Annotated in this window: 15 protein-coding genes and 1 tRNA gene; 10 read left to right on the top strand and 6 right to left on the bottom strand. The window is 69.8% G+C overall.

All coding sequences use genetic code 11. The features are described 5' to 3' along the window. Positions 1-59: 59 nt before the first annotated feature. The 3 genes from ACFYXH_RS27780 (at position 60) to ACFYXH_RS27770 (ending at position 1,292) form a co-directional block, all read left to right on the top strand. Positions 60-398, top strand: coding sequence for a hypothetical protein (locus ACFYXH_RS27780; protein ID WP_385306615.1), 339 nt, complete (start codon positions 60-62; stop codon positions 396-398). Between the two features lie 173 nt (positions 399-571). Continuing rightward, a complete protein-coding gene (locus ACFYXH_RS27775; RefSeq protein WP_389568281.1) occupies positions 572-1,228 on the top strand; it encodes a bifunctional DNA primase/polymerase in 657 nt (218 codons plus the stop codon). Further along, positions 1,219-1,292, top strand: a tRNA-Lys gene (locus ACFYXH_RS27770). Before ACFYXH_RS27775 ends, ACFYXH_RS27770 begins: the two co-directional genes overlap by 10 nt. A 188-nt stretch (positions 1,293-1,480) precedes the next feature. Here the strand turns inward: ACFYXH_RS27770 and ACFYXH_RS27765 are convergent. Next, a complete protein-coding gene (locus ACFYXH_RS27765) occupies positions 1,481-2,803 on the bottom strand; it encodes a M6 family metalloprotease domain-containing protein (RefSeq protein WP_389568278.1) in 1,323 nt (440 codons plus the stop codon). A gap of 368 nt (positions 2,804-3,171) precedes the next feature. Between ACFYXH_RS27765 and ACFYXH_RS27760 the strand changes: the two genes are divergently transcribed. Beyond that, a complete protein-coding gene (locus ACFYXH_RS27760) occupies positions 3,172-4,986 on the top strand; it encodes a putative bifunctional diguanylate cyclase/phosphodiesterase (RefSeq protein ID WP_389568275.1) in 1,815 nt (604 codons plus the stop codon). A gap of 99 nt (positions 4,987-5,085) precedes the next feature. Here the strand turns inward: ACFYXH_RS27760 and ACFYXH_RS27755 are convergent, their stop codons facing one another. The 4 genes from ACFYXH_RS27755 to ACFYXH_RS27740 all read right to left on the bottom strand — a co-directional run bounded on the left by ACFYXH_RS27755 (position 5,086) and on the right by ACFYXH_RS27740 (position 9,737). Further along, positions 5,086-6,807, bottom strand: coding sequence for a glycosyl hydrolase family 18 protein (locus ACFYXH_RS27755; protein WP_389568272.1), 1,722 nt, complete (start codon positions 6,805-6,807; stop codon positions 5,086-5,088). A gap of 235 nt (positions 6,808-7,042) precedes the next feature. Further along, positions 7,043-8,137, bottom strand: a complete 1,095-nt coding sequence (locus ACFYXH_RS27750) for an LLM class flavin-dependent oxidoreductase (protein ID WP_389568269.1) — start codon at positions 8,135-8,137, stop codon at positions 7,043-7,045. A 41-nt stretch (positions 8,138-8,178) separates the two neighbouring features. After that, positions 8,179-8,904, bottom strand: coding sequence for a decarboxylase (locus ACFYXH_RS27745; protein ID WP_389568266.1), 726 nt, complete (start codon positions 8,902-8,904; stop codon positions 8,179-8,181). Then, positions 8,901-9,737, bottom strand: coding sequence for a decarboxylase (locus ACFYXH_RS27740; RefSeq protein WP_327323769.1), 837 nt, complete (start codon positions 9,735-9,737; stop codon positions 8,901-8,903). The genes ACFYXH_RS27745 and ACFYXH_RS27740 overlap by 4 nt, the downstream gene beginning before the upstream one ends. A gap of 96 nt (positions 9,738-9,833) precedes the next feature. Between ACFYXH_RS27740 and ACFYXH_RS27735 the strand changes: the two genes are divergently transcribed. Both ACFYXH_RS27735 and ACFYXH_RS27730 read left to right on the top strand, forming a co-directional pair. Beyond that, a complete protein-coding gene (locus tag ACFYXH_RS27735; RefSeq protein WP_389568262.1) occupies positions 9,834-10,796 on the top strand; it encodes a D-2-hydroxyacid dehydrogenase in 963 nt (320 codons plus the stop codon). Next, complete coding sequence (locus tag ACFYXH_RS27730) at positions 10,780-12,195, top strand: amidase (protein ID WP_389568537.1); 1,416 nt, start codon at positions 10,780-10,782, stop codon at positions 12,193-12,195. Before ACFYXH_RS27735 ends, ACFYXH_RS27730 begins: the two co-directional genes overlap by 17 nt. Here the strand turns inward: ACFYXH_RS27730 and ACFYXH_RS27725 are convergent. Next, positions 12,173-12,676: a DUF3830 family protein gene (locus ACFYXH_RS27725; protein WP_389568259.1), complete on the bottom strand. Its 504-nt coding sequence runs from the start codon at positions 12,674-12,676 to the stop codon at positions 12,173-12,175. The genes ACFYXH_RS27730 and ACFYXH_RS27725 overlap by 23 nt on opposite strands. A 42-nt stretch (positions 12,677-12,718) precedes the next feature. On the opposite strand from ACFYXH_RS27725, the gene ehuB reads away from it, so the two are divergent. Genes ehuB through ehuA form a run of 4 tightly spaced genes read left to right on the top strand, consistent with a single transcriptional unit; the run spans position 12,719 to position 15,756 of the window. Next, positions 12,719-13,600 (top strand): ectoine/hydroxyectoine ABC transporter substrate-binding protein EhuB, encoded by an 882-nt coding sequence (ehuB, locus tag ACFYXH_RS27720; protein ID WP_389568256.1) that lies wholly within the window; start codon positions 12,719-12,721, stop codon positions 13,598-13,600. After that, positions 13,597-14,325: an ectoine/hydroxyectoine ABC transporter permease subunit EhuC gene (gene ehuC / locus ACFYXH_RS27715; RefSeq protein ID WP_389568253.1), complete on the top strand. Its 729-nt coding sequence runs from the start codon at positions 13,597-13,599 to the stop codon at positions 14,323-14,325. The genes ehuB and ehuC overlap by 4 nt, the downstream gene beginning before the upstream one ends. Beyond that, positions 14,322-14,972, top strand: coding sequence for an ectoine/hydroxyectoine ABC transporter permease subunit EhuD (gene ehuD, locus ACFYXH_RS27710; protein ID WP_389568250.1), 651 nt, complete (start codon positions 14,322-14,324; stop codon positions 14,970-14,972). The genes ehuC and ehuD overlap by 4 nt, the downstream gene beginning before the upstream one ends. Next, positions 14,962-15,756: an ectoine/hydroxyectoine ABC transporter ATP-binding protein EhuA gene (gene ehuA / locus ACFYXH_RS27705; protein ID WP_389568247.1), complete on the top strand. Its 795-nt coding sequence runs from the start codon at positions 14,962-14,964 to the stop codon at positions 15,754-15,756. The genes ehuD and ehuA overlap by 11 nt, the downstream gene beginning before the upstream one ends. Positions 15,757-15,880 lie beyond the last annotated feature (124 nt).

The following is a 15,880-nucleotide window of genomic DNA, read 5'->3' as shown; positions in this document are numbered from 1 at the left end:
CGCGAGTCAACGAAAGGCGGCCGGATCAGGGGCCGCACCTGTACGAGGAGGAGAACCACATGGCGGATCCCGAACGGAGTGAGCGGAAGCTGCGACCGGCCCCGCTGCTCTTCGAGCCGTCGGAGGCTGCCGCCGATCCCGAGCACTTCTTCGACCTGGAGTCCATCGAGGACCCGCGGGAGCTGCTGGCCCGGGCCACGGAACTGACCCTGGCGTTCCGCGCCGCGACCGACCGGGCGGCGGAGTACCAGGCGCTCGCGGCGGCCCAGCTCGCCGACCCGCGGCGCTTCGACCGGCTCACCTCCGCGGACATCGCCCAGCGGGCGGAGTGGACCGAGGACTATGCCAAGAAGATGATCGAGTTCGGCCGCGACCTCCTCCGTAACACCACCCCGTAGCCACCTGAGGCCGCCGAACAGGCACGCTCGCACCCGTCTGCACCCGCACGCACCGCCGGCCAACCACGCGCCTGGCATATGCCGGGGCGCAAGATACGCCTCCCCGCCCTGCCCTGTCCCGAATTCCGCCAACTCTCAGGAACGGAACCGTCACTCCCGGTAGATCTTGTGTCATGAGCGCATGGCTGCGAGACCAACCCCTGCGGGACCCCGGCGCCCCTGACGACGAGCGCCGTACGGACATCCTCGCCCTCCTGCAGGAGGAGGGCCGCCATCGCGCGGCACAGGTCACCGCCCCCGGCGCCCGCTGGCTCACCTCCGCCGGGGTGTATCCGCGCTCGATGCTCGCCCTCTGGGAGACCCGGCCGACCGCTCCCGCCGTACTGCCCTGCGGCGCCGTCTTCGACGTCGTGAACGTGCCCACGATCTTCGGCCGGCGAATGCTCGACCGGCTGTGGGAGGAGGGGCCGGGATCCGGCCCCGTCGCCATGCACCGCGGCCGGATGATGCTCTTCGCCGCGCCCGGCACCGCCCAGCGCCTGCCGTCCCTGCTCGACTGGGAGGAGTGGGGCGATTCCGTACCGCCGATGCTCTGCCACGGCAGCGGCGACGCGGTGACCGTCCCGCCGCTGGCGCAGAGCCAGGACGCCGCCGACCCGCGCTGGCTGGTGGCCCCGGACGCCCGCCATCCATGGCTGCCGGGGCCCGAGGTACTGCTCTGGTCGTGCGTGCGGGCGGTCCGTGCGGCCTCGTCCCCGAGCGTGCGTATATCGATTTTTCCTCCCGCCGATCAGGATGCTAAGGTCTACGACGTCAGCAGGCGCCGCTAGCTCAGTTGGTTAGAGCAGCTGACTCTTAATCAGCGGGTCCGGGGTTCGAGTCCCTGGCGGCGCACAGACGGGAAAAGCCCCTCGCGAGAGCGAGGGGCTTTTTCGTGTGCCCGCACCAGGGCGACCCGGCGCCCCGCACCCTCGGACGCCCGCACCCCGGCGCCCCGCACCGGCCGCCCACACCGCGGCGCCCCGCACCCTCGGACGCCCGCACCCCGGCGCCCCGCACCGGCCGCCCGCACCTGCGCCGTACTACGCCGTCGTGACCCTGATCGTCCACGCGCCCGACCGCGTCCGGTCCGCCACCTGCACCCTCGTCCGCTCGCCCGGCGTCCCCGGCATCGTGAACGTCTCGCCGACCCCCAGCGGCGCGTCCGCGAGCGGCGGATAGACCGACCGGTCCCAGCACGCCTCGGTGGCCGGATGTGTGTCCACCACTTCGACCGGGCCGCCGCCCGACGCCGTCTCGGCCTGTACGCGATACAGCAGCACCCCCTCCGTACAAGTCTCCCGGTCGTTGCCGGTCGAGCCGCGCGCCTCGATCGCGAGGGCGGTGTCCTCCCCGGTTCTGACGACCGCGAGCCGCGTGCCGAGGCTCCCGCCCGGGGCCCGCGCGGCGTCCACCGGCTCCAGCGTGATCAGCTCCGACCTCTGCACGCACCGCACGGCCCGCTGGTCCAGCCAGCCAAGCTTCCACTTGTGCCAGGCGAAGAGATCGGGTGCGAGCCCGAACTGGCTGCCCATCACATCCCAGTCCCCGACATAGGTGTCCCAGTCGCCCTTGCCGTCCGTCGGCCGGTGGTAGAGATCCGGCAGGTCGAAGGCGTGGCCGGTCTCGTGGGCCAGCACATTGTGGTCCGGCGGATGGCTCTCGAAGACGGTGACGACCCGTTCGAGGTCAGTGCCGTCGGCATGCAGCGGCCGATCGAGGTTGACGACCTTCGTCGCGTCGGCGTCCACGCCGGGCGCGTCCGGGTCGGCGACGAGATAGACGATTCCGTAGCGGGAGAAGTCGACCGTCGAGTCCGCCGCGGCGATCGCGTCGCGCAGATACCCGCTGCGCCGCGCCGAGTCCCAGTCCCGCTTTATCCCGTACGCGGTCGAGGACTTCGGCATCTTCACCCACTGGCGCTGCGGATGCGGGCGCAGCGCGAACTGCCGGTACGAGGCACTCTCGAAGAACTGGCTGGTGGCGGGGAAGTGGTCGGCCGCGAGCTCGTCCGGTGAGTTCAGCGGCACCGAGTCCGGAAACGACAGGAAGATCATGACCGCGTCCATGCTCCCGACAGGTCGCGGGTAGGCGGAGTTCCAGGAGTCGACCCCGAGCGAGTGGTGGGCAGTGGTGCGGGGCAGCGCGCAGGGCCCCCCGGACAACTCGGCCACGGCCGGGCCGGCCACCAGGCCCGTGGCGGCGAGCGCAATCAGGGAGGTGAAGGCGGCCGCGGCGCTGCGCAGGCGCCCGCGTTCCGCCCCCTGGGCCACTCCTCGGGCCGCTCCCGGCACCACTCCCACGGGTGCTCCCTCGGGTGACTGCTGACCCTCCACGTGGACCTCCGGCTGAGGAATGCGGGACACCTCACCCACCCTGTGTTGATTTCAGGTGGTACGCCCTGCCGACTGCCCCACTCGGGTGACCGACCCGACACCGGGCCGACACCGACCCGAGACCCGCCGACACTCCGATGGCTCACGGAACGTCACATTCGGTCAGGACGGAATCGGCCACCGCGCAGACCTGTGCAGAAACGATCGTCCGTAGCCCCGGGGCGGGCTGATCCACTGCGCCACAGCTGGAACAGCCGCCGGGCGGCCTCTATGATCGGCACACTTTCCCGGCGTCTTCCCCGAGTTCATACCGGCTTCATCACCGATCGCATGGGGCGGCCGGACCGACCACACCTGTACGGACCCTGTACGAAACAACTGCACTGCGGGAGCAAGCGGTGAGCGGAACCTCCGAAGGAACAGGGCCGGCCGTTGTCGCAGTCCCCGGTAGCAACCGGCCGTTGATCACAGAGCGTCACAGCGTCGGCCGGACGGCCGCCGAACTGCGTGACTACCGCGCCGCGTTCAACGCCGCGCACCTCGCGATGGCCGTCGTCGACCACGAGGGCGTCGTGGTCACCGCGAACGAGGCCTTTGCCGCGCTGCTCGGCACCGAGCCCGTCACCCTGCTGGAGCAGTCCGCGGCCGATCTCGTCGACCTGGCGTCGGACGGCCGCACCTGGCACGCGTACCGCGAAGTGCTGCGCGGCCGCCGTTCCCGGTTCCGCTGCACGCGCCGCCTCAAGCACCCCGACGGGCGCACGCTCTGGGCCGAGGTCACCGTCGCGCCGGTGCCGGACAGCCGCAATGTGCTGCTCTCCATCACGGACATCAGCGACCGGCGCGAGCTGCTCGCGCGGCTGCGGCAGGTCCAGATGCACGACCCGGTGACGCGGCTGCCCAACCGCACGCTCTTCTTCGAGCGGCTCTCGGCGGCGCTGGAGTCATCGGCGTACGACCAGGGCTCCACCGGCCGGATCGGGCTCTGCTACCTGGACCTGGACGGCTTCAAGGCGGTCAACGACACGCTCGGGCACCGGGTCGGCGACCGGCTGCTGGCCGCCGTCGCCACCCGGCTCGCCGAGTGCGCGGACAGCGACGCCCACACACGCAGCGGCAGCCATCTGGTGGCGCGGCTCGGTGGCGACGAGTTCGCGATCCTGGTCGAGGACTCCACCGGTACGGAGCAGCTCGCCGATCTCGCCAGGTCCGTACTGGTCGCGCTCCAGCAGCCGTTCGACCTGTCGGGACAGCGGCTCTCGGTCTCGGCTTCGATCGGGGTCGTGGAGCGGGCGGCGGCCGGGACGAGCGCGACGGGTCTGATGCAGGCCGCGGACACCACGCTGTACTGGGCGAAGGCGGACGGCAAGGCTCGCTGGACCCTCTTCGACCCCGAGCGCAACGCGCACCGGATGACAAGGCAGGCGCTCTCCTCCACACTACGGCCGGCCGTGGAGCGCGGCGAGTTCGCGCTGGAGTACCAGCCGCTGGTGGGGATGGCGGACGGGGTGCCGCGGGGCGTGGAGGCGCTGGTGCGCTGGAACCACCCGCAGTTCGGCACGCTTGCGCCGAATCGGTTCATCGCCATCGCGGAGGAGGACGGCTCGATCGTCCAGCTCGGCCGGTGGGTGCTGCGTACGGCGTGCCGCCAGGCCCGCCAGTGGCAGATGGACCACCCGGACGCCCTGCCGCTGTTCGTGAGCGTCAATGTCGCCGTACGGCAGGTCTGGGACTCCGACCTGGTCGCGGATGTGGCGGAGATCCTGGCCGAGACGGGTCTGGCACCGCATCTGCTGCAGCTGGAGCTCACCGAGTCAGCGGTGATGGGCTCGGCGGGTCGCCCGCTCCAGGCGCTGCAGGCGCTGAGCGACATGGGCGTGCAGATCGCGATCGACGACTTCGGGACCGGGTACTCGAACCTGGCGTATCTGAGCCGGCTGCCGGTATCCGTACTGAAGCTCGACGGATCGTTTGTTCGCGGCTTCCAGGACGAGGCGCACCCGAACCCGGCGGACGAGACGGTCGTCGAGGCGATGGTGCAACTGGCGCACCGGCTGGGCCTGACGGTCACGGCGGAGTGCGTGGAGACGGCGGGCCAGGCGTCGCGTCTGCGGCGGATCGGGTGCGACACGGGTCAGGGCTGGCTGTACTCACGGGCGGTGGCGCCGGAGCGGATCGCGGAGTTGATCGGTGTCGGCGCGCTGTCGGTCTGATGAGGTCTTCGACCGGGAGTCCAGAAACACCGAACCGCCCCCGCCGGAAGGGAATTCCGGCGGGGGCGGTCGCCTGTGGGGGGAAAGGGGGAGGTCAGCTCAGCAGGCGCCCAGGTCCTGCCAGACGCCCCACTCGCCTGTGGTGCCCGGCTCTTCGCCCTGCGTCCACCACTTGGCCTTCCAGACATGGCCCTTGTGGGAGACCTGCGTCGAGCCGGTGTACGCCGGGGTCGCGGACCAGGCCGGTGCCGTGCAGCCGGCCGGCGGGGCGGACGGCGACGGGGTGGGGTTGCTCGGGGAGGGGGTCGGGGCCGACGGAGACGGCGTCGGCGTCGTGGCCGACGGGGTCGGGTCCGGGGTGGTCGAGCCGCCGACCGCCGTCACGATCTGGTTGAGCAGCGTGGTCTGTTCGTCGAGGCCGAGCAGCGAGTACATCATCGCGCCCGCCAGACCGCGGCTGTGCGCATAGTCCGCGCGCGCCTGGATGGCCCGCTTGTCGAGGCCGGTGAAGAACTCCCCGTCCTTGTAGAAGTACGCCGCCTTCGCCTCGTCGTCCCAGAACGTCGTCGCCGCGTTGTCGACGATGCCGCCGAGCTCCTTGTAGTGCGCGATGCCTGCCTGCTGGCTGACCGGGCGGACTCCCGAGGCGCCGGTCGCGGACTGTGCGAGGCCGTTCTTCGCGCCGGCCGGGACACCCTTCCAGCCGCGGTAGTAGAACTCGTACCCCAGCGTCAGCTTGTTCGCCGGGAAGCCGCCCGCGATGCCGTACGCCGCGTTCCCGTCCAGCCAGGAGTCGATGGCGTTGTCGATCGAGTACTTCTGCGTGCCCGGCGCGATCACGTCCGTCGGGTCGGAGGCCGGCGAGTACAGCGGCGACTGGTGGTACGTCGGTCCGTCCGCGTCCCAGGCGCCGTGCATGTCGTAGGTCATGATGTTCGCGTAGTCGAGGTACGCGCCGATCTTGTCCGTCTCGATGTTCCTGATCTTGTCCTGGCCGGCCGGGAGCGCCGCCGTCAGCAGGTACTTCTTGCCGCCGTGCGCCGCGCCGTACTCGTCGAGCTGCTTGCGGAACTCCGCCAGCAGCAGCGTGAAGTTGGCCTTGTCCTCGGCGCCGTAGTGGTTGCCGAGGTGGCCGCCCTCCGAGCCCGGGTACTCCCAGTCGATGTCGATGCCGTCGAAGATCCCGGCGGCCGCGCCCGCGCCGCCGTAGCCGCCGTCGACCGGCAGGTCGCCCGCGATGTACTGCTTGACGCAGGAGGCGACCAGCTTCTTGCGGCTCGCGTCCGTCTTCGCGGCGTCGTGGAAGTACTTGGAGTAGGTCCAGCCGCCGATCGAGATATTGATCTTGAGCTTGGGGTGCTTCGCCTTCAGCTCCTTGAACTGGTTGAAGACCCCCACGATCGGCTGGTTCCAGGTGTCGGCGACGCCGTCGACGCTGTCCGCCGCGGCGAAGGACTTCTGGTAGTCGGCGTACGAATCGCCCGCGCCGTCACCGGCGTTGGGGTTGGCGTCGTCGCCCGCCGCCTTGTTCGCCTCGAAGCAGGTCAGATCGGTGGGGTGGATATTGCCGAACGAGTAGTTGATGACGTCGAGCTTGTCCGCGATGCCCCGGGTGTCCAGGTGCTTGGGATAGAAGGCGTTGCCGTACACGCTCCACTGGTCGTAGTACGCGATCTTCACCCCGCCGGTGGACGCGGCGGCGGTCGTGACGTCGTCGCGGGCCGCGGCACCGGCGGTGCCGAGGCCTGTGAAACCGGCCAGGGCGCCGGCGGCGAGGGCCGCGGTCGTCAGGGCCGCGAGCAAGGGTCTGCGGGAGCGCACGTACAGCCTCCGGGGGGGGGTGCGTGAAGGAACGAATTAACGGAATCCAGAACGGGAGTTGGAGAAGAGATAGCGATCCGGCCACCACTGCGTCAATGGTCTGAACCAAATAAGGACTAGACCAATTTCCCGGAGAAACCGCTTGTCAGGCACCCGCACCCGGTATGCGAAACCGCCCGCCACCATCGGTGACGAGCGGTTTTAGGACTCCCTTAAGGGCCCGCGGGCAAGCGGTTCAGGAATGAACCACTCCACCCGGCAAATCGTAGGCATCCGCGATCAGTTCGTACGAGCGCAGCCGCGCATCGCCGCCGTGCGCATTGGCCGTGATCATCAACTCGTCGGCGCCGGTGCGCTTCTGGAGGTCGTCCAGGCCGGTGCGCACCGCGTCCGGCGTGCCGTGGATGACGTTCGACAGCCAGCTGTCCACGAACTCCCGCTCCATGGCGCTGAATTCGTACGCCGCCGCCTCCTCGGGCGTGGGGATCAGCCCGGGGCGGCCGGTGCGCAGCCGGACCATCGACAGCGCGCCGGTCAGGACCTGACGGCGGGCCTCCCGCTCGTCGTCCGAGGCGAGCGCGGAGACGCCGATCAGCGCGTACGGGGCGTCCAGGAGCTCCGAGGGGCGGAAGGAGTCGCGGTAGAGGTCCAGCGCCGGGACGGTGTTCTGCGCCGAGAAGTGGTGGGCGAAGGCGAAGGGCAGTCCGAGTACGCCGGCCAGCCGAGCGCTGAAGCCGGAGGAGCCGAGCAGCCAGATCGGCGGGCGGGCCGAGGGGCCCTGGACCGGACCGGGGACCGCGTGGATACGGGCGTACGGATGGCCGTCCGGGAAGTCGTCGTCGAGGAACCGGGTCAGCTCGGCGAGCTGCTGCGGGAATTCGTCCGCGCCCTCGCTGAGCCGGTCGGTACGCCGCAGCGCGGCGGCGGTCGCACCGTCGGTGCCCGGCGCGCGGCCCAGGCCCAGGTCGACCCGGCCCGGCGCGAGGGCCTCGAGCGTGCCGAACTGCTCGGCGATCACGAGCGGCGCGTGGTTGGGGAGCATCACACCGCCGGAGCCGAGACGGATGCGCTCGGTGTGGGCGGCGAGGTGGGCGAGGATCACGGCCGGGGACGACGAGGCGACGCCCGGCATGGAGTGGTGCTCGGCGACCCAGTGGCGGTGGAAGCCGCGGCGCTCGGCGAGCCGTGTGATGTCCACGCTGGTGCGCAGGGCGTCGGTCGCGGTGCGGCCACTGCCGACCGTCACCAGGTCCAGTACCGACAGCGGTACGGGTGCGGTTCCGTTCGCCGTGCCTCGAATCTCGTCCACCGGTGGGGCCCTCCTGCGCATGAAGATACGTACAGCACAGAGGAACAGGAGGGCCTCTCCGTTTATTCCCGCTTCGCGAACAGCGTGCCCAGCTTCGGCCCCCACACCCAGGCCCTGCGGTCAGCGAGCCGCAGCCCCTCCCACACCGTCACCTGGTTGGCGGTGAGCACCGGCTTGCCCAGCGTCTCCTCCAGTTCGGCGAGGTACGCCGCGGTGTGCAGAGCCGTGTCCGGCAGCAGCACCACCTCCGCGTCCGGATGGTCGCCCGCGCGCGCCAGTTCCAGCACCTCCGCCCGGCCCCAGCTGCCCACCTCGGCCGCCGTGATGATCCCGCTCGCCCTGTCCGCGACCACCTCGGCGCCGGACGCCTTGAGGAAGGCGGTGAAGAGCGCGGTGACGTCCTCCGGGTAGGTCGCGGCGACCGCGACGCGTGCCGCGCCCAGCTCCCGTACCGCATGGGCGAAAGCGAACGACGTGCTCGACGCGGGCAGGCCCGCGGCCCGGGCGAGGGAGCGGATCTGCTCGTGCGCCCCCTCCCAGCCGTACACGAAGCTCCCGCTGGTGCACGCCCACACCACCGACTCCGCTCCTTCGAGCCGGAGCTCCTCCACTCCCGCGGCGAGCCGCTCCGACGCGCCCATCTCCAGCAGCGCGTCGACGCGATGTGCGTCCTCGCCGATGTCGGTGTGGACGACGGGCAGTCTGATGTCGCTGTCGAGCAGCACCTCGAACCGGGGATAGTCGTCCTCGGCCGAGTGCCCGGGGTAGAGAAGTCCGACCGTGGTCATGTCCAGCCTTCCTGTTCTTCGGGCTGAGCCTGCTGGGCCTGCTGAGGCTGCGGTGCCTGGTGAGCCGGCGGCACCTGCGGCGGCTCCGGCTCCAGGGCTTCCGGCTGCAGCAGCAGCGCCTGGTACGGGCCGACCGCGTGCACCCCGATTCCGCGCAGCGCCGCCCACATCGTGACCTGGTTCGCCGAGAGCACCGGCATCCTCAATTCGGCCTCCAGCTGCGGGATCGCGTCGTACGTCGGCAGATTCGTGCAGCTGATGAAGAGCGCGTCCGCCGCGCCCACCACCGCCTGCCGCGCCATGTCGACGACCGACCGGTACGGCACCTTCCAGATGTGCCGGGTCAGTCCCAGAAAAGCGCGGCCCGTGACCGTTACCCCAGCTTCTCCCAGATACTCCTCCAACGCCTGGGTCACCGATTCCGTATAGGGCGTGACGAGGGCGATACGGCCGGCGCCCAGCTCGTCGAGTGCTTCGAGCAGGGCGCCGGAGGTGGTCAGCGAGGGCACTTCCCCCGCCGAGCTCATCGCCTCGCACATGGCCCGCTCCCCGGCCAGGCCGCCGACGAAACTTCCCGAGGTACAGGCATAGGCGACCACCTCGGGCTCGGACGCGCCCAGTGCCCGTACCGCCTCGCGCAGCGTCTCGTGCTCGCTCACCAGACGGGCCAGGTCCAACGAGACCTCGACGGGCACATACGGCGTACGGGTCAGACGCAGCGAGACATCGTCGGGGACCCAGCGCCACAGCTCCCGGTCCAGGGCGAAATCGAACGGGGCGACCACACCGACACCGCGCTGTGGCCGTGGTCCGCCGAGAAAGGAGACATCCATCGCAGGCCCCCTTAGCGTGTTATTGACGACGTTAGGTTCGGGTGCGAGCGTGGGTCAATCCGTACATGTCAGACGTTACGAAACGGCTTCCGCTTGATGTCTGGACCCACCCTCCTCGTACTCGCGGCCGATCCCCCGCCGCGCCTCGGCCGGCTGACCGGACGGGTCCGCGTCCAGTACGCCGACGAGCAGACGCTCGCCTCTCAACTCCCTTATGCAGACGTCCTGTTGGTATGGGACTTCACCTCCGACGCGGTACGCGTCGGCTGGCCGGGCGAGGGCCCGCGGCCGCGCTGGGTGCACACCCCGAGCGCGGGCGTGGACCGGCTGCTGTGCCCCGAGCTGATCGCTTCCGACACGGTCGTCACCAACGCCCGCGGGGTCTTCGAGGAACCGATCGCCGAATATGTGGCCGGACTCGTGCTCGCCATGGCCAAGGACATCCCCGGGACCCTGGAGCTCCAGCGGCAGCGGCGCTGGCGCCACCGCGAGGGACTGCGGGTGGCGGGTACCCGGGCGACGGTCGTCGGCGCGGGCCCCATCGGCCGGGCAGTGGCCCGCACGCTGGAGGCCCTCGGCGTCACCGTGGCGGTCGTGGGCCGCACCGAGCGGCCCGGAATCCACGGCACGCAGGATCTCGACCGACTGCTCGCCCGCGCCGACTGGGTCGTCTGCGCCGCACCGCTCACCGATGCGACGCGCGGGATGTTCGACGGGCGGCGCTTCGGAGTGATGCAGCCGTCGGCGCGCTTCATCAACGTGGGGCGCGGTCCGCTGGTCGTGGAGAACGATCTCGTCACGGCGCTGACCAACCGGTGGATCGCGGGCGCGGCCCTCGATGTGTTCGAGTCCGAGCCGCTCACGCCCGACAGTGCGCTGTGGGACGTCCCCGGGCTGATCGTCTCGCCGCATATGAGCGGCGACACGGTCGGCTGGCGGGACCGTCTGGGTGAACAGTTCGTCGAGTTGTACGAACTGTGGGAGGCCGGAAAGCCGTTCCCGAACGTGGTGGACAAGAAACGTGGGTACGTCCCCATGCATGATGTCTCCGCTGACTGACCTGACCGCACGCCAACTGCTGGCCGGCTACGAGAAGGGCGACTTCACCCCCGTCGACGCGACCCTCGCTGCGCTGGAACGGATCGAGGTGGTGGAACCGCTGGTCAATGCCTTCGTCCGGGTCGATGCCGAACAGGCACTGACCCAGGCGCGGGCGTCCGCCGAGCGGTGGCACAGAAAGCAGCCGCAGGGGCTGCTCGACGGAGTGCCGGTGACGGTGAAGGACCTTCTGCTGCAGCGCGGCGTCCCGAACCTGCGCGGCTCCCGAACCGTACGGGCGGAGGGCAGTTGGAACGAGGACGCACCGTCCGTCGCCCGGCTGCGCGCGCACGGCGCGGTCTTCCTCGGCAGGACGACGACGCCGGAGTTCGGCTGGAAGGGCGTCACCGATTCGCCGCGTCACGGGGTGACCCGCAATCCGTACAATCCGGCGCGGACATCCGGCGGCTCCAGCGGCGGCAGCGCGGTGGCCGTGGCGCTCGGCGCGGGTCCGCTGTCGATCGGCACGGACGGCGGCGGCTCGGTCCGCATCCCCGCGTCCTTCTGCGGGATCTTCGCCCTGAAGCCGACGTACGGACGGGTGCCGCTGTATCCGTCCAGCCCCTTCGGGACGCTCGCCCACGCGGGCCCGATGACACGGGACGCCGCGGACGCCGCGCTGATGCTCGATGTGATCAGCGGCGAGGACTGGCGGGACTGGTCACATCTGGGCCCGGCGGACAGCGTCCGCGACGGCCTCGCGGACGGGGTGAAGGGGCTGCGGATCGCCTATTCGCCGTCTTTCGGCGGTCAGGTCGCGGTGCGTCCGGCGGTCGCGTCCGCGGTGCGGCGGGCAGTGGGGGCGCTGGCGGAGCTCGGCGCGTACATCGAGGAGTCCGATCCGGATATCGCCGACCCGGTGGAGGCCTTCCACACCCTGTGGTTCAGCGGCGCGGCCCGGCTGCTGCAGCATGTCGGCGCGGAGCAGCGGGAGCTGCTGGACCCGGGGCTGCGCGAGATCTCCGGGATCGGGGCGCGGTACAGCGCGCTGGAGTATCTGGCGGCCGTGGACACCAGGATGGAGCTGGGCCGGCGCATGGGGCGGTTCCACACCTCGTACGACCTGCTGGTCACGCCGACCCTGCCGATCACGGCCTTCGAGGCCGGGGTCGAGACGCCGGCGCACTCGGGGCACCGCCGCTGGACGGGGTGGACGCCGTTCACGTACCCCTTCAACATGACTCAGCAGCCCGCCGCGACGGTGCCGTGCGGCGTGGACGAGGACGGGCTGCCGATCGGCGTCCAGCTGATCGGGCCGCGGCACGCCGACGCGCTGGTACTGCGGGCGGCGCACGCCCTGTACGAGTCGGGCGCGGCCGCGATGCCCGTGCCCTCTCCTACGGGGCCCGGCGGAAGCTGAGCGTCTCACCCAGCGCACCCGCCCGCCACAGGTCGTGGCAGGCCTCGGCCATCCGGTCGAGGCCGTCGACCACGGAGCCCCAGACGATGCCGGGGACCCAGCCGGTGTCGCCGTTGAGCAGCAGGTTGTTGCGCTCGTAGAAGAGGGCGAGGTCGACGACGGTACGGCGGCCGTGGTGGGCGGCCTGCTCCCCGTATCCGTACGACGCCGTACCCAACTGCACGTCGGAGAAGGTGAAATAGCAGAGGTCGCCCGGAATGGGAGTCACCGTCGGGTTCTCCAGCGGTGGTTCCTGCTCCGCGAACGCCGGCAGCAGTGCATAGATCTCATTACGGGCATACTTCGCGTGGTAGACATCCCCGGCCAGGGGCAGCGCGTCCCACACGGCAGCGCAGGTCAGCGGGGCCTTGTCGGTCAGCAGTTTCGCGGTGCACTGCACACCGCGCTTGTCGAGGGCTACGGTCACGTATCGGTCGGCCATCTCGTACGCATACCCCGCCTGGAGCCGGGTAGCCGCGCGGCCATGGCTCGTACAAGACAACCAGGATCGATACGCAGACGCACATTGCTGCTCGGCACCGCTGCTGCCGGCGCGCTCGGCGCCGCGGGCACGGCGGGCTGCGCCCGGGTCCCTTCCGGGGACGCCCTGGCCCGGCTGAAGTCCCAGCGCACGGTGCGCCTGGGCATCGCGGGCGAGGTGCCCTACGGCTATGTCGACAAGAACGGCGAGTTCACCGGCGAGGCCCCTGAGCTGGCCCGTGTCATCTTCAAGCGGCTGGGCATCGACACCGTCCAGCCCGTCGCCACCGACTTCGCCTCGCTCATCCCGGGGCTCAACTCCCAGCAGTTCGATGTCGTCTCGGCCGGGATGTACATCAACAAGGAGCGCTGCCAGCAGGTCATATTCGCCGACCCCGAGTACCAGATGCTCGACTCGTTCATCGTGCGCAAAGGCAATCCGAAGAACCTGAAGACGTACGAGGACGTGGTGAAGGCCAAGGCGAAGTTCGCCACCGGCACCGGCTACGCGGAGATCGAGTACGCGGTCGCCGCCGGCTACCCGGAGAAGGACATCGTCATCCTCCAGGACCAGGTGGCGGGGCTGAACGCGGTCGAGTCGGGCCGGGTCGACGTCTTCGCCGGCACCGCGCTCACCACCCGCGAGGTGGTGAAGAAGAGCGCGAAGGCGGAAGCGACCGAGCCGTTCGCGGCCGTGGTCGACGGCGAGAAGAAGATCGACGGTGGCGGGTTCGCCTTCCGGCCCACCGACACGGAGCTGCGCGACGCCTTCAATCTCGAGATCCACAAGATGAAGAAGAGCGGCGAACTCTTCCGCATTCTGCGGCCGTTCGGCTTCACCGAGAACGAGATGACCAAGCTCACTGCCAAGGAGCTGTGCCGATGACAGCCGGACTCTGGCAGAACTGGGTGCTCCCGGGCATCTGGATAACCGTCCAACTGCTGGTGTACAGCGCGGTGCTGGCCGCGGCGGTCGCCTTCACGGTCGGCATCGCCCGCACCCACCGCTCGCGCTTCGTCCGCTTCCTCGCGGGCTTCTACACCGAGATCTTCCGCGGCACCTCGGCGCTGGTGCTGATGTTCTGGCTGTTCTTCGTGCTGCCGCCGCTGCTCGGCTGGCAGCTGGTCCCGATGTGGGCCGCGGTGCTCGCGCTCGGCCTCTCCTACGGTGCGTACGGCGCCGAGATCGTGCGTGGCGCGCTGAACTCGGTGACTCCCGCGCAGCGCGAGGCGGGGGTCGCGCTCAGCTTCACACCCTGGCAGCGGATGCGGCTGATCCTGCTGCCGCAGGCGGTGCCGGAGATGATCCCGCCGTTCTGCAATCTGCTGATCGAGCTGCTCAAGGGCACGGCGCTGGTGTCGCTGCTCGGCGTGGGTGATGTCTCCTTCGCCGCGTACCTGGTGCGCCTGGCCACGCAGGAGAGCGCGCAGATCTACACCATCAGCCTGGTGATCTACTTCGTGCTCGCGTTCGTCGTGACGCGCTCCATGAAGGCGCTGGAGAAGAAGACCAAGCGGAACATCGGCATCGCGGTTCCCGGAAGCGGCCCCGGTGCGTGGTTCGCCAGGCGAGCCGTCACCAACTCCGCCTCCGGAGGTGGTTCGAAGTGACCTGGGACTGGTCCGCGGTCGCGGACTTCATGCCGCGCTTCTGGGACGGCGTGCTCATCACGCTGCAGATCCTGGTGCTCGGCTCGCTGATCTCCTTCACGCTCGGCCTGGTCTGGGCGATCGGATTCAGGGCGCCGACCCGCTTCGTACGGTGGCCGGTGAACCTCGTCACGGAGTTCATCCGCACCACCCCACTGCTGGTGCAGCTCTTCTTCCTCTACTTCGTACTGCCGGAGTGGGGCGTGCAGTTCTCGGCGCTGACCACCGGCACGATCGCGATCGGGCTGCACTACTCGACGTACACCGCACAGGTCTACCGGGCCGGTATCGAAGCCGTGCCGGCCGGTCAGTGGGAGGCGGCGAAGGCGCTGAGCCTGCCCGCCCACCGCACCTGGTTCGCGGTGATCCTGCCGCAGGCGATCCGGCGCATCACCCCGGCCCTCGGCAACTACGTCATCGCGATGCTGAAGGACACACCGCTTCTCGCCGCGATCGGCGTACTGGAGATGCTGCAGCAGTCCCGGCTGGAGAGCGCCGCGACGTTCCAGTACACCGAGCCGCTGACCGTGATCGGCATCGCCTTCATCCTCATCGCCTACCCGGCTTCTCTTCTCGTTCGAGCCCTGGAGCGCCGCCTTGTCTCCTGACAGCACCCCCGACACCACCACCCTCGACACCACGACCCCCGACACGTCCGGTGAGCTGATCCGCTTCGAGAATGTGACGAAGAGCTTCGGCGACAACACCGTGCTGGACGACCTCTGTTTCTCGGTGAAGCCCGGTAAACACGTCACGCTGATCGGCCCGTCCGGCTCCGGCAAAACCACGATCCTGCGGCTGCTGATGACTCTGGAATCGCCCGACCGGGGCACGATCCAGGTGAATGGGCAGCGCCTGTTTCCGGCCGCCGAGAAGGAACGCCGCGAGGCACGCAAGCAGATCGGCATGGTTTTTCAGCAGTTCAATCTGTTCCCGAACATGACCGCCCTGCGGAACATCACCGAGGCCCCGGTGCGGGTGCTCGGCATGTCCAAGGACGAGGCGGAGGAGCGCGCCAAGGAGCTGCTGGACCTGGTGGGCCTCGGCGACCGCTGCGACGCGAAGCCGACGCAGCTGTCGGGCGGCCAGCAGCAGCGGGTGGCGATCGCCCGGGCGCTGGCGATGCGGCCGCAGGTGCTGCTCCTTGACGAGGTCACCTCGGCGCTCGACCCTGAGCTGGTCGCCGGTGTGCTGGACGTGCTGCGGGACATCGCCCGCTCCACCGACATCACGATGCTCTGCGTCACGCACGAGATGAACTTCGCCCGGGACATCTCGGACGAGGTGCTGATGTTCGACTCCGGCAAGGTCATCGAGTCCGGATCTCCGGAGAAAATCTTTTCCGAACCGGAGCACGAACGTACTCGCGAGTTTCTCGGTGCGGTGCTCTGACCACTTACTCCTACCGATAAGTGTGACCCTGGCATATGCCAATCGAGTGCGCCCCAGCGTATGAGGCTGGGGCGCACCATCATTCTCGCCAACAGCAGCCCTCTAAACGGCTCTTGGCCGCTAT

The sequence above is a fragment of the Streptomyces sp. NPDC002730 genome (assembly GCF_042888805.1).
In the GTDB taxonomy this organism is placed as follows: Bacteria; Actinomycetota; Actinomycetes; order Streptomycetales; family Streptomycetaceae; genus Streptomyces.
The sequence above is the reverse complement of the archived record's forward strand: the minus strand, read 5'-3'. Positions and strand labels throughout refer to the sequence as shown.

What these genes read in the sequence shown, in the direction of transcription:
- ACFYXH_RS27780 (WP_385306615.1), top strand. Translation starts at nt 60, where the DNA reads ATGGCGGATCCCGAACGGAGTGAGCGGAAGCTGCGACCGGCCCCGCTG.
- ACFYXH_RS27775 (WP_389568281.1), top strand. Translation starts at nt 572, where the DNA reads ATGAGCGCATGGCTGCGAGACCAACCCCTGCGGGACCCCGGCGCCCCT.
- ACFYXH_RS27750 (WP_389568269.1), bottom strand. Translation starts at nt 8,137, where the DNA reads ATGCGCAGGAGGGCCCCACCGGTGGACGAGATTCGAGGCACGGCGAAC.
- ACFYXH_RS27745 (WP_389568266.1), bottom strand. Translation starts at nt 8,904, where the DNA reads ATGACCACGGTCGGACTTCTCTACCCCGGGCACTCGGCCGAGGACGAC.
- ACFYXH_RS27740 (WP_327323769.1), bottom strand. Translation starts at nt 9,737, where the DNA reads ATGGATGTCTCCTTTCTCGGCGGACCACGGCCACAGCGCGGTGTCGGT.
- ACFYXH_RS27735 (WP_389568262.1), top strand. Translation starts at nt 9,834, where the DNA reads ATGTCTGGACCCACCCTCCTCGTACTCGCGGCCGATCCCCCGCCGCGC.
- ACFYXH_RS27730 (WP_389568537.1), top strand. Translation starts at nt 10,780, where the DNA reads ATGTCTCCGCTGACTGACCTGACCGCACGCCAACTGCTGGCCGGCTAC.
- ACFYXH_RS27725 (WP_389568259.1), bottom strand. Translation starts at nt 12,676, where the DNA reads ATGGCCGACCGATACGTGACCGTAGCCCTCGACAAGCGCGGTGTGCAG.
- ehuB (WP_389568256.1), top strand. Translation starts at nt 12,719, where the DNA reads ATGGCTCGTACAAGACAACCAGGATCGATACGCAGACGCACATTGCTG.
- ehuC (WP_389568253.1), top strand. Translation starts at nt 13,597, where the DNA reads ATGACAGCCGGACTCTGGCAGAACTGGGTGCTCCCGGGCATCTGGATA.